The sequence below is a fragment of the Streptomyces sp. AK08-02 genome (assembly GCF_033795085.1).
GTDB classification, from domain to species: domain Bacteria; phylum Actinomycetota; class Actinomycetes; order Streptomycetales; family Streptomycetaceae; genus Streptomyces; species Streptomyces echiniscabiei.
In genome coordinates this window covers 234,720-246,913 of the sequence record NZ_JARAZV010000010.1, presented here as the reverse complement: position 1 = coordinate 246,913, position 12,194 = coordinate 234,720, and the positions used below count along the sequence as shown (strand labels likewise).

The following is a 12,194-nucleotide window of genomic DNA, read 5'->3' as shown; positions in this document are numbered from 1 at the left end:
CCATTTCATTAGGGACTCATGAACAACGCTGTGCACAACGGGGTCTGGTCCGGCACCTGGGTCGCCGAGCGGCTCGGGGTCGAGCTGGTCGGCGGCGACGAGCTGCGTGAGCTGCTCGGCCTGGCCCTGCGGCGCAACCCCAAGCGGGCGCACCTGCTGGTCTCGAACGTGCTCGGCAAGCACGTCCCGCAGTCGCCCGCCGTCGTCTACGGCCACGGCTTCGCCCTGGGGGAGCGCGTCCGTGAGCTGCTGGGCGTCGACGAGTCGCGGCGTGCCGTCGTCCTCGGGTATGCCGAGACGGCCACCGGGCTCGGTCACTGCGTCGCCGACGGCTTGGGCCTGGCGCCCTACCTCCACTCCACCCGGCGCCCGGTCGACGGCGTCGCCCGGGCGGGCGGCTTCGAGGAGTCCCACTCGCACGCCACCTCCCACCTCCTCCTCCCGGAGAACCCCGCGCTGCTGGCCGGCCCCGGCCCGCTGGTCCTCGTCGACGACGAGTTCTCCACCGGGAACACGGTCCTCAACACCATCCGAGCCCTGCACGAGCGCTACCCGCGCGAGCGGTACGTCATAGTCGCCCTGGTGGACATGCGCTCGGCGGCGGACGCCGGCCGCCTGGACGAGTTCGCCCGGGAGATCGGCGCCCAGGTGGACCTGGTGGCAGCGGCAAGCGGCACCGTGCACCTGCCTGAAGGGGTCCTGGAGAAGGGCCAGCAACTGGTAGCCGAGTTCGAGAGTCCCTCCCTGGGGGCGCGGGGAACTGCGCGACCAGCGCCCACGGACCCGCACCCGCCACACAACCGCTCCACTCGAATCGAACTGCGCTGGCCCGCACGACTGCCGGACGGCGGCCGACACGGCTTCACCCCCGGTCACCGAATACGCCTGGAGAGCGCGCTGCCCGCGATGGCGGCAAGGCTCGCCGAAGCCCTCCCAGCGGACGCGCACCGCATCCTCGTTCTCGGTTTCGAGGAGCTGATGTACGCCCCCCTCCGCCTCGCCCGAGAGCTGGAGCAGGTGACAGAGGGCGTCGAGGTCCGCTACTCGACGACAACCCGCTCACCCGTCCTCGCCGTGGACGACCCGGGGTACGCGATCCGTAGCCGCCTCGTCTTCCCGGCCCACGACGACCCGGCCGACGGCCCCGGCGAGCGCTACACCTACAACGTGGCGGGCGGCGGCTTCGACGCCGTCGTCGTGGTCGTGGACTCCACCGCCGACACGCCCGAACTGCATGCCCCCGACGGCCTGTTGGCCGCCCTCGCCGCGCACACGGCGAACGTCGTGCTCGCCGTCGTCCCCTCGTACGTACCCGCACCCCCGCACGTACCCGAAAGGCCCCGCATGCTGCCCGAGCCCCTCCGCGGACCCGCGTTCTCCTCGTATCCACCGGACGAGGTCGGCTGGCTGCTGCGGGACCTCTCGGACGTCAGCCTGGAGGCGCCCACCGAGGAGCGCGAGGAGGCGATCCAGGCGGGCGGCGCCCACTACGCCGAGTCGCTGCCGGTCGAGTACCAGCCCAGCGACCAGTACCAGGAGCTGTTCCGCGCCGCCCTCGACACCTCCGCCGCCCGCATCGCCCAAGCCGTGGGCGCCGTAACGGAGTTGGTGCTCGCCGAGCGGTCGCCACGTCCGGTACTCGTCTCACTGGCCCGGGCCGGAACGCCCGTCGGCGTGCTCATGCGCCGCTGGGCCCAGCACCGGCACGGGCTCGAACTGCCCCACTACGCCGTGTCGATCGTCCGGGGCCGGGGCATCGACGCCAACGCGCTGCGCTGGCTGGCCGCCCACCACGACCCCGCCGACGTCGTGTTCGTCGACGGCTGGACCGGCAAGGGCGCCATCACCCGCGAACTCACCGACGCCATCAAGGAGTTCGAGGCCTCCGACGGCATCACCGGCTTCGACCCGGAGATCGCGGTCCTGGCCGACCCGGGCTCCTGCGTCCGGACGTACGGCACCCGCGAGGACTTCCTCATCCCGTCCGCCTGCCTCAACTCCACGGTGTCCGGGCTCATTTCGCGGACCGTCCTGCGCGCCGACCTGGTTGGCCCGAACGACTTCCACGGCGCCAAGTTCTACCGCGAGCTCGCCGGCGCCGACGTCTCGGTCGACTTCCTCGACGCCGTCGCCGCCCGCTTCCCCGAGGTCGGGGACGCCGTCGACAGCACGGTGAAGGAACTGCTCGCCGCCGACCGCGCTCCGACCTGGGAGGGCTGGGCGGCCGTCGAGCGGATCAGCGAGGAGTACGAGATCCACGACGTGAACCTCGTCAAGCCCGGCGTCGGCGAGACCACCCGGGTGCTGCTGCGCCGCGTCCCCTGGAAGATCCTGGCCCGCGCCGGAGCGGGCGCCGACCTCGACCATGTCCGCCTGCTCGCCGAGCAGCGGGGCGTACCCGTCGAGGAGGTCGCCGAACTCCCGTACACCTGCGTGGGGTTGATCCACCCCCAGTACACGCGGGGCGCGACCGGCGCCGACGGCAAGGCGGTGTCGGTATGAGTCCCGTCCTGGTCGCCAGCGATCTCGACCGAACGCTCATCTACTCCGCCGCGGCCCTCGCGCTGACCATGCCGGACGCCCGCGCGCCCCGGCTGCTCTGCGTCGAGGTGCACGAGACCCGGCCGCTGTCGTACATGACGGAGACGGCCGCCGCGCTGCTCACCGAACTCGGTGACGCGGCCGTCTTCGTGCCGACGACGACCCGGACCCGCAAGCAGTACCAGCGCATCAACCTGCCCGGCCCGGCATCGAAGTACGCGATCTGTGCGAACGGCGGCCACATCCTGGTCGACGGCGTCGCCGACCAGGACTGGCACGCGCGGGTCCAGGCACGGCTCGCGGACGAGTGTGCCTCCCTGGACGAGGTCCGGGACCATCTCGCCACCACCGCCGACCCGCTCTGGGTGCGCAAGCACCGGATCGCCGAGGACTTCTTCGCCTACCTCGTCGTCGAGCGTGAACTGCTCCCCGAGGAGTGGGTGAAGGAACTCGCCGTCTGGGCGGAGGTGCGCGGCTGGACCGTGTCCCTCCAGGGCCGCAAGATCTACGCCGTGCCGAAGCCGCTCACCAAGAGCGCGGCGATGCGCGAGGTCGCGCGTCGTTGTGGGGCGACGCTCACTCTCGCCGCCGGTGACTCTCTTCTCGACGCGGATCTGCTTCTTGCCGCGGATCGGGGCTGGCGGCCGGGGCACGGAGAGCTGGCGGAGACGGAGTGGGTGGCCGGTACGGTTGTCGCGCTTCCCGAACGGGGGGTTGCTGCGGGGGAGCGGATTCTTCGGGAGTTCCTTCGGGAAGTGCGGTAGCGCGCTGCTAGGGCCTGTCGTCACATTCCCGTCGTCCGCCCGGAGGGCGTGCATGGCGTCGCCTGGCAGGCGGGAATGTGACGACAGGCCCTAGGGGTGCCGGGAGGGGTTGTCGGGTCGCTGCGGCGCCGTCGTGGCTGGTCGCGCAGTTCCCCGCGCCCCTTCGGGGCGCTCCCGTGAGTGGCGTTTGACGCGTACCGTGACGAAGGCTGCCAGGGCCAGGGCCGCTGCGGCCAGCACCACCTTCGAGTACGCGGTGACGACCGTCGTGACCTCGGTCCAGTTGTCGCCCAGCAGATAGCCCGCGCACACGAAGGCGGTGTTCCACAGGGCGCTGCCGAGGGTGGTGAGGCCGAGGAAGACGGGCAGGGGCATGCGTTCGACGCCGGCCGGTACGGAGATCAGGCTGCGGAACACGGGGATCATCCGCCCGAAGAACACCGCCTTCGTACCGTGCCGCAGGAACCACGCCTCGGTCTTCTCGATGTCCGCCACCCTGACCAGCGGCAGCCGGCCGGCGATGGCGACGGTGCGGTCACGGCCGAGCAGCGCGCCGACCCCGTACAGGGCGAGCGCGCCGACGACCGAGCCCGCGGTGGTCCACAGCAGCGCGGAGATCAGGCTCATCTGCCCGGTGCTCGCCGCGAAACCGGCGAGCGGCAGGATCACCTCGCTCGGCAGCGGCGGGAAGAGGTTCTCCAACGCGATGGCGAGGCCCGCGCCGGGGGCGCCCAGCGTGTCCATGAGGTCGGTGACCCACTGGGGTGCGGCCGTCGTGGCAGTCATACCGCCAGGCTAGGAAACCCAACCTGAAGAGACCCTGAACCGTCCCCGCGCGGGCACCGCACTTCCCCTACGGGCAGGCCCTCAGCCGCAGCAGCCACCGCCGCAGCAACCGCCTCCGCCGCCGCTCGCACGCGGGGCCGAGGCCTGCGCGGACGCCGAGCCACCGACGGCGACCGTCGACAGGAGCTTCACGGTGTCGTCATGGCCGGCGGGGCAGTCCGCGGGGGCGGCCGACTCGGCCATCGGGCGGCTCAGTTCGAACGTGTCGCCGCAGGTGCGGCAGCGGTACTCGTAGCGAGGCATGCGGACAGGTTAGTCCCCAATTGGCCGCCGTGCGGAGCCCGATGGTTTCGAGGCCGATCCTTGTCGTTCATTCCCCATGTGGAGAAGCTGCGAAGGTCGCTGGTAATTTGTGTACGCCGCGATGAGTCGTGAGGTCGGGGAATTCAGGTCTTGCACGGAGTGCGGAGGGGTGTGTCGTGACCCAGAAGTCGGATGAATCGGACGCCACTCTGCAATTCCGGATAGCAGATCTGGACATTCCCGACGGCGGGCGGGAATCGTCCGTACCGGGAAGCGCCGCACCGGGAAACAGGCGTGAAGTCCGATTAGCTCGTAAAGCCCGCCGAGTATCCCTTTCCCTGCTTCTCGCCCGCGTCCGGTCCCTCGTCGTGGCCCACGCGCCGAAGTACCCGCGACCCGGTCGCACCGGCTGGCGGCGCTGGATACCCTCCTGGCGCCAGTGGCTGGGCGGTGTGTCGGTGTCGGTGGGGCTGAGCGCCCTGCTCCTCGGCGTCGCCTATGCGGCCACCGACATTCCCGACAACCTCAATACGTACGCCACCCAACAGGACAATGTGTACTTCTGGGCGGACGGTACGCCCATGGCGCGCACCGGCTGGGTCCAGCGGCAGGCGATGCCGCTGAAGGACATCCCGGAGGATGTCCGCTGGGCGGTGCTCGCCGCCGAGAACGCGAGTTTTTACAGCGATTCCGGCATTTCCCTCAAGGGCATCAGTCGCGCCCTTTTCCGTACCGTCGGCCAGGGCGACACCCAGGGTGGATCCACCATCACCCAGCAATATGTCAAAAACGTCTATCTCAACCAGAACCAGACGATCAGCCGCAAGTTCACCGAGGCGATGATCTCCCTCAAGCTCGACAACCGGATGAGCAAGGACGACATCCTTGAGGGCTACCTCAACACCAGCTGGTTCGGCCGCGGCTGCTACGGCATCCAGCGCGCCGCACAGGCCTACTACGGCAAGGACGTCAGTGAACTCGACGCCGGTGAGGGCGCGTTCCTCGCCTCCCTCCTCAAGGGTGCCGGCCTGTACGACCCGACGCTGAGCAGCGCCAACCGGGCCCGCGCCGTCGATCGCTGGTCCTGGACCCTGGACCGGATGGTCGACATCGGCGAACTGACGAAGGCCGAGCGGGCCACGTACACGAAGTTCCCCGAGCCGCTGAAGAGCAACCCGCTGTACGACACCGGTGAGCAGACCGACTACCTGGTGGAAGTCGCCTCGCAGTACGCCAAGAAGGCCGGGGGGATCTCCGACAAGGACTTCGACCTCGGCGGCTACCAGGTCTACACGACGTTCGACCGCGAGCGGGAGCGCAAGCTCGCCGAATCCGTGGCCAAGGCCCGCAAGCGGGCGCTGAAGGACGATCCGACCGCCGCGAAGACCGCCCACTACGGCGCCGCCTCGGTGACCGCCGACGGCCGGATCCTCGCCGTCTACGGCGGCCCCGACCACCGTACGCAGGGCTACAACGAGTCCAACTCCACCACCGTCCCCGCCGGTTCGGCCTTCCTGCCGTTCGTCTACGCCGCCGGCCTGGAACACGGTGTCCACGAGAGCCGCTTCGACGAGGCGACACGTGTCACGGGGGAGTCCCTGTACGACGGTGACGACGACGTGCCGGTGACCACGCCCGAGGGGCCCTACTGGGACCGCAGCGGCAAGAAGGTCTCCGCCAGCAACGACGGCGACCGGTCCTACGGGCAGATCTCCCTGCGCCGGGCTCTGGAACTGTCGGTGAACACGCCGTTCATGCAGCTCGGCATGGACACCGGCCTGGACAACGTCCGCGCGACCGCCGAGGCCGCCGGCCTGCTGCCCGCCAGCATCGGGCCACAGGTGCCCGCGCTGTCGACGGGCACCTCCACGCCCAGCGCGATCCGTATGGCCGGCGGCTACACCACGTTCATCGCCGGTGGCAGGCGCACCGAGCCGTACTCGGTGCGCAAGGTCACCCGCAACGGCGCCGGCCTCGCCCTGCGCACCCCCACCCTGACCCGCGCGATCGGCGCCGACGTGGCCGAGGAGGTCACCTCGGCGCTCACGGACGCCTTCCGCACCGACCACCCCGCCGCCGCCGCGTCCGCCGACGGGAAGGTGGCCGGGAAGGCGGGGACCACGCAGGACGACACCGCCTCCTGGTTCGTCGGCACGAACAAGTTCGTGTCCACGGCGGTCGTCGTCTACCGCATCGACCTGACCAAGAGCCTCGAACCGCTGCCGTTGAAGGGCCTCGCCGGCACCGCCGACGACAGCGTTCCGTACGGCATCTGGTCGGGTGCCATGAGCCCGCTCGGCTGACCACCGGACGGGGCAAGAACTCACCCCCCTCGAAATGAGCAGCACATGAGACAAGCGTCGGGCCGCCGTCGCAAGGCCCCGGCAGCGGCTCCCCCTGTCAACTACCGGCCGCGGATCGCGGCGTACCTCGTCGTCGCGTCACTGACCCTCGCGTCCCTCACCGCCGGCTATCTGACGCTGGGACGCCCCGACCGCACCGCACCGACCGCCGCCGTGGGATCGGGGGAAACCGTGAACGCCCCCGCGCAGGCGACCGGTGAACCGGCCTGGGACGGCCGGACCAAGGTCATCGGGGACGGTTCCACCTCGTACACCGGCCCGCAGCAGGGCCGGTTGAAGCCGGTTCCGCTCAAGCCCGGTGAGATACCTCCCCAGTTCGTCGTCTTCTCCTGGGACGGCGCCCTGGCCGGGGACGACGAACTCTTCGAGCACTACCGGGAGATGTCCGCGAAGTACGGCGCCCACATGACGTACTTCCTCACCGGCATCTACCTGCTGCCCAAGGGGAAGGCGGACCTCTACCAGCCCCCGCGGCACGCCAAGGGGTCGGCGGCGATCAGCTACGCCACCGACGACCACATCCGCACCACCCTGGACCAGCTCGGCAGGGCGTGGCAGGAGGGCAACGAGATCGGCACCCACTTCAACGGCCACTTCTGCGGCGAGAAGGGCGGCGGCGACTGGAGCGTCGCGGAGTGGAAGAGCGAGATCGACCAGTTCTACTCCTTCGTGCAGAAGTGGAAGACGAACACCGGCTACACCGACCTCGCCCCGCTGCCGTTCGACTTCAAGAAGGAGGTCACCGGCGGGCGTGCCCCCTGTCTGGAGGGCCAGGCGAACCTGCTGAAGGCCGCCAAGAGCTACGGCTGGCGCTACGACGCGAGTTCCGCCGGCGACTTCCAGATCTGGCCGAAGAAGAAGAACGGCATCTGGGACTTCCCGCTGCAGATGCTTCCGTACGAGGGCGGCGACTACCAGGGCCTGTCCATGGACTTCAACTTCCTCTACAACCAGTCGGACGGCGAGACCGACGGGGCTCCCGCCAACTACCCGCGCTGGCAGCAGGAGACCGTCGACGCCTACAAGGCCGGCTTCGACCGGGTGTACTACGGCAGCCGTGCCCCGCTGTTCATCGGCAACCACTTCGAGGAGTGGAACGGGGGCATCTACATGAAGGCCGTCGACGAGGTCATGGCGAACGTGTGCGCGAAGAAGGACGTCAAGTGCGTCTCCTTCAAGGAACTCGCCGACTGGCTCGACGTGCAGACCCCGGCGACGCTGGAGCGGCTGCGCGCCCTGGACCCGGCGCAGTCGCCGGACTGGTCGACCGTCGTCAAGTGACCGGGTGAAGCGACCGAAGTGACCGCCGTTATCTGACGATTCGTCAACTCCCTTGCCAGTAAAGGGTATCCCCGTTCACGGGAGCTTCACATGGCATGCGAAAATTCCACAACCCGGCATCCCCCATCGCCGGGGCAAGAGGGGAAACATACGTGAAGTCAAGGAACATGGGCCGTACGCGCAGCCGCGCCGCCATAGTCGTCGCGGCCGCTGCGTCGGTCGCCGCGGGAGCGGCGCTGCTGCCGGCCGGAAGCGCGAGCGCGGCGACCGCGCGCTCCGCCGCCCCGATCGTGGACCAGCAGACCAGGGCCACCTTCCAGCGCCTCGCCGACGCGGTCCTCACCGACCGTACGGACGCGCTGGTCGACGGCCCGCAGGGCAACCGGAAGAAGCCGCTGACGGGCGGCTTCTCCGGCGACGTCAAACTCTCCGCCGCGCTTGCCCGCAGCGAGAACGCCGCCCTGTCCTCGCTGGACCAGCGCAAGGACCGCCTCGCGGCGCTCGGCGAGAAGTACAGCAGGGCCAACACCGTCGTCACCCTGAACAGCACCCGCCTCAAGGGCGCCAAGGCCGAGGTCGAGGTCACCGAGACCACGACCCTGACCTACCAGAAGGTCCGCGGCGACGAGCCGGGGACCACCGGCTTCCAGGCCCACCACGCGCTGACGTTCACCGCCGACGCGCGCGGCCACTGGCAGCTGACGGGCATCCGGAACACCGACGCGGCGGCCGACGTCGCCGTGAACCAGCCGGCCAAGCCGTCCGTCAGGACCAAGGTCGGCACGGTGGCCGACGACACCATGCCCAACGCCCCCCGCGCGGCCACCACCCGCACGACACCGGCGAACGTCAAGAACCTCACCACCGGCGCCTACGACTACAAGGCCATGGCCACGTACGCGGAGAAGTACTGGAGCACCTACAACCCGGACTACCCGAACTTCAACGGGCACGGCGCCGGCGGCGACTGCACCAACTTCGTCAGCCAGTCCCTGAAGGCCGGCGGATGGAAGCACGCGCCCGGCTACGTGTACGACTACACCAAGTGGTTCGGCAACGCCGACATCCAGTCGGACTCCTTCGTCGGCGTCAACGAGTGGTCCTGGTTCGCCCAGAACTCGAAGCGCACCACCAGCCTCGCGTACGTCTACCAGCTGGACGTCGGCGACGTCCTCCAGATGGACTTCGAGCGGGACGGGTCCAAGGACCACACGATGATCGTCACGTACCGCAGCGCCCAGGGCGTGCCGTACCTGACCTACCACTCCGCCAACACCTACCGCAGGTCGGTGGCGAGCATCATCGCGTCGGAACCGAACGCCTACTACTACGCCTACCGCACCTGATCACCCCGGTCCCGCCCGCTTCGGTCCCTTCCCGGGGCCGGAGCGGACGGGACCCCGGTCATTCCGCCCCTTCACCCCTCCGCCCCGCTGAAGGGTGCGCCCGCGCTCAGTGGGGCGTCATACCGCGCTCCTCGCGGATCCGGGACACCACGTCGGCCACCGTGTGCCGCACGGCCTCCGTCTCCGTCAGGAAGTGCCAGTAGTCGGGGTGGCGGCCCTCCAACGTGGCGATCGCCCGGTCCAGCCGGGCCACCGACTCGTCCAGCGGCCGGGCGTGCCTCGGCTCCGGGGTGTTGCGCCCCGACATCGCCAGCCGCTGCGCGTCCCGGATCGCGAAGCGCGTCCGGTCGATCTCGCCCTGCGGGTCCTTCTGCACGGCGTTCAGCCGCCGCAGCCGGTCTCCCGCCGCCGACACCGCCTCGTCGGTGGTGTTCAGCAGCGCCCGCACCGTCGACAGCAGCGCCGTCGCGTCCGGCCAGCGCTGGGCGTCCCGAGCGGCCTGCGCCTCCTTGAGCTTCGCCTCGGCCTGCCGTACGTGGTCCGTGGCCTGCTCCGGTACGTGCTGGAGGTCCTGCCAGCACTCCGCCGAGAACCGTCTGCGCAGCTCGCTCAGCAGCGGCTGCACCTGCCCCGACCGGGTGGTCAGCGCCTCGGCACGGGTACGCAGGGACACCAGCCGGTGGTCGATCTCCGCCGCCCGCTCGGGCAGCCGCTCCGCCTCCGCCCGGACCGCCTCCGCCTCGCGCGCCACCTTCTCGGCCCGCTCCAGCGTCTCCGGCACCCCGTGCTGCCCGGCGCCCTGGTTGAGCCGGGTCAGCTCGGGCCCGAGAGCGGCGAGCCGGGCGGCCAGATCGTCCGCCCGCAGCCCCGATCCCCGGGCCGCGTCCAGGGCGTTGGAAGCGGCCAGCAGCGCCTGGCGGGCGCGCTCCACGGCGGGCGCGAGCCGGGCCAACTGCGTCTCGGCCTTGCCGAGCAGTGGTCCGAGCCCCTCCGCGAAGCGGTCCAGGTCCTTCTTGACCCGCCCCAGCTCCTCCTTGGCCCGGGTCAGCTCGGACCGGGCGCGGGTGGCTGCCGACGCCTCCAGGTCGTCGCGGTCGAGGTCATGGGCGTCGATGGCGGTGATGTACTGCCCGCTGGCCTCGTCGATCCGGAGCCCGAGCCCCTCGAAGTCGGCGACGGCGCGCCGGGCGGCGGGGGTGTCGTCGACGGCCTTGATGGTCTCTATCGAGATCCGCAGATCCCGCTGGGCGGTGTCCAGTTCGTAGAAAGCGGCGGCGGCGGCGTCCTTCGCGGCCTGCGCCTCGGCGCGCTGGCTCTCGGCCCGCCCACCGAACCACCGCCGCGTACCGCCACCGGCGAAGGCGGCGGGCAGGGCGACGAGCAGCGGCAGCGGGAGCAGTACGAGCGTCAGGGCGTCCAGGGCGGCGGCACGCAGGCCGGTGCGAGAGCGCTCGGGTGGGCGGTGCGGCGAACGGTGAGGCGACTGGTGCGCGCCCGGCGCAATCGGCGTGTACGGCTCAGAAGTAATCGCCGTCACATTCCTCTCCCGTGCTGTGATCTGCCCTGCCCGGTTCATTCTCCCACCGGTTATGGACGAACACACGGGCCGGTCGGTTCGCGCTGCGCGTACCGACTCACGGATCGGGTCGGGCGCCAACCGCGCACCGGGCCGCCGCGGGGCTCACTCCCCGGCGGAACGCACCCGTATGCTCCCGTCCTTCGTCTTCGCCGACACCACGTGCGAGCTGTGCCTGTCGCGCGGCACGGACACCTTCACCGAACCGTCGTCGGAGTCCGCCGTCACGCGGTAGCTCTCGCGGGGCAGCTCGATGGTGAGTGAACCGTCGTCGCTGCTCGACTCGACGAGGTCCGGCACGGAGGCGAGTTCGAGCCGCACCGAGCCGTCCTCGGAGTGCGCCCGCACCTGCTGGGAGCGCACACCGAGGGCGCGGATCGAACCGTCGTCGGTGGACAGCCTCAGCGGGCCGGTGGCGTCCTCGACGGTGACCGAGCCGTCCCCGGAGCGGATGTCGAGGGCCTGGTCGAAGCCGTGGGCCGTGACGCTTCCGTCCCCGTTCCGCACGACGACGGAGACACCGCGTGGTACCTCGATCCGGTGCTTGGCGGAGCAGTCGGCGACCACGCCCGAGCACTTCACCCGCAGCTTGAGCCGGTCGTCCTCCATCGACCATGTCACCTTGGGATCCTTGCCGAAGGTGACGGAGCCGGAGAACCAGCGAGTGACCTCTATCCGGCCCGACCTGTTCGAGTCCGCGGCGACGATGTCGAGCCCCGAGTCGTTCGAGTCGACGGTGAGTGTGCGCCCTTGCAGGGCGAAGGAACGGTGCTCCGGATCCTTGTCGTCCCCGGCGGAGGAACAGGCGGAGGCGGTGGCGACGAGCGCGGCCACGACGCCGGTGACGGCGACGACACGCGTGCGACTGCCGGTGCGGGTGCGCGGAAATGCTGATCGGGCCATGGTCCTTCTCCCCCTGAGGCGAACGCGGGACCGGTGATCGGCGATCGGTGGAGCCGGACCTGCGACACTCTTCGACCGTACGGATCCGGCGCCCGCCGGGGCATCCGGGTCGCTCCCCGATCCACGGTGGGGAAAACCCCCGAATCCGGCACCGGGATCTCCGGGGCGGATACGGGTTTGCGGGGCAGGGCCTCGGGCAATGTAGGCTGACGACTCGTCCTGGGCGCGTAGCTCAGTGGTAGAGCGCCGCCCTTACAAGGCGGATGTCGGCGGTTCGAAACCGTCCGCGCCCACCAGGATCAGTTGGCACGTCAGAGGCCTCTTGGGGATG

The 12,194-nt window shown here is 70.3% G+C and carries 9 protein-coding genes and 1 tRNA gene; 6 read left to right on the top strand and 4 right to left on the bottom strand.

Going from position 1 to position 12,194, the window contains the following annotated elements:
* Positions 1 to 18 precede the first annotated feature (18 nt).
* Complete coding sequence (locus tag PV734_RS22300; RefSeq protein WP_319291219.1) at positions 19 to 2,502, top strand: phosphoribosyltransferase; 2,484 nt, start codon at positions 19 to 21, stop codon at positions 2,500 to 2,502.
* Positions 2,499 to 3,305, top strand: a complete 807-nt coding sequence (locus PV734_RS22295; protein WP_319093154.1) for an HAD family hydrolase — start codon at positions 2,499 to 2,501, stop codon at positions 3,303 to 3,305. Before PV734_RS22300 ends, PV734_RS22295 begins: the two co-directional genes overlap by 4 nt.
* Before the next feature lie 90 nt (positions 3,306 to 3,395).
* Here the strand turns inward: PV734_RS22295 and PV734_RS22290 are convergent, their stop codons facing one another.
* The gene (locus PV734_RS22290) at positions 3,396 to 4,091 is read right to left on the bottom strand and encodes a DedA family protein (RefSeq protein ID WP_319291217.1); all 696 of its coding nucleotides are present in this window, start codon (positions 4,089 to 4,091) and stop codon (positions 3,396 to 3,398) included.
* 81 nt (positions 4,092 to 4,172) lie between these two features.
* The gene (locus PV734_RS22285; protein WP_319093152.1) at positions 4,173 to 4,394 is read right to left on the bottom strand and encodes a zinc ribbon domain-containing protein; all 222 of its coding nucleotides are present in this window, start codon (positions 4,392 to 4,394) and stop codon (positions 4,173 to 4,175) included.
* A 368-nt stretch (positions 4,395 to 4,762) separates the two neighbouring features.
* Between PV734_RS22285 and PV734_RS22280 the strand changes: the two genes are divergently transcribed.
* The 3 genes from PV734_RS22280 to PV734_RS22270 all read left to right on the top strand — a co-directional run bounded on the left by PV734_RS22280 (position 4,763) and on the right by PV734_RS22270 (position 9,384).
* The gene (locus PV734_RS22280; protein WP_415924245.1) at positions 4,763 to 6,697 is read left to right on the top strand and encodes a transglycosylase domain-containing protein; all 1,935 of its coding nucleotides are present in this window, start codon (positions 4,763 to 4,765) and stop codon (positions 6,695 to 6,697) included.
* Between the two features lie 45 nt (positions 6,698 to 6,742).
* On the top strand, positions 6,743 to 8,038 hold the full coding sequence (locus tag PV734_RS22275) for a hypothetical protein (RefSeq protein ID WP_319093150.1): 1,296 nt from the start codon (positions 6,743 to 6,745) through the stop codon (positions 8,036 to 8,038).
* A gap of 152 nt (positions 8,039 to 8,190) precedes the next feature.
* Positions 8,191 to 9,384 (top strand): amidase domain-containing protein, encoded by a 1,194-nt coding sequence (locus PV734_RS22270; protein ID WP_319093149.1) that lies wholly within the window; start codon positions 8,191 to 8,193, stop codon positions 9,382 to 9,384.
* Positions 9,385 to 9,490: 106 nt separating this feature from the next.
* Here the strand turns inward: PV734_RS22270 and PV734_RS22265 are convergent, their stop codons facing one another.
* Complete coding sequence (locus PV734_RS22265; protein ID WP_319291214.1) at positions 9,491 to 10,921, bottom strand: hypothetical protein; 1,431 nt, start codon at positions 10,919 to 10,921, stop codon at positions 9,491 to 9,493.
* Between the two features lie 144 nt (positions 10,922 to 11,065).
* Positions 11,066 to 11,863 (bottom strand): DUF4097 family beta strand repeat-containing protein, encoded by a 798-nt coding sequence (locus PV734_RS22260; RefSeq protein WP_319093147.1) that lies wholly within the window; start codon positions 11,861 to 11,863, stop codon positions 11,066 to 11,068.
* A gap of 221 nt (positions 11,864 to 12,084) precedes the next feature.
* Here PV734_RS22260 and PV734_RS22255 point away from each other — a divergent pair.
* Positions 12,085 to 12,159: transfer RNA gene (locus tag PV734_RS22255), tRNA-Val, on the top strand.
* Positions 12,160 to 12,194 lie beyond the last annotated feature (35 nt).

Excerpts from the sequence above, each read along its gene's own strand:
- PV734_RS22295 (WP_319093154.1), top strand. The coding sequence starts at position 2,499 with ATGAGTCCCGTCCTGGTCGCCAGCGATCTCGACCGAACGCTCATCTAC.
- PV734_RS22290 (WP_319291217.1), bottom strand. The coding sequence starts at position 4,091 with ATGACTGCCACGACGGCCGCACCCCAGTGGGTCACCGACCTCATGGAC.
- PV734_RS22275 (WP_319093150.1), top strand. The coding sequence starts at position 6,743 with ATGAGACAAGCGTCGGGCCGCCGTCGCAAGGCCCCGGCAGCGGCTCCC.
- PV734_RS22300 (WP_319291219.1), top strand. The coding sequence starts at position 19 with ATGAACAACGCTGTGCACAACGGGGTCTGGTCCGGCACCTGGGTCGCC.
- PV734_RS22285 (WP_319093152.1), bottom strand. The coding sequence starts at position 4,394 with ATGCCTCGCTACGAGTACCGCTGCCGCACCTGCGGCGACACGTTCGAA.
- PV734_RS22260 (WP_319093147.1), bottom strand. The coding sequence starts at position 11,863 with ATGGCCCGATCAGCATTTCCGCGCACCCGCACCGGCAGTCGCACGCGT.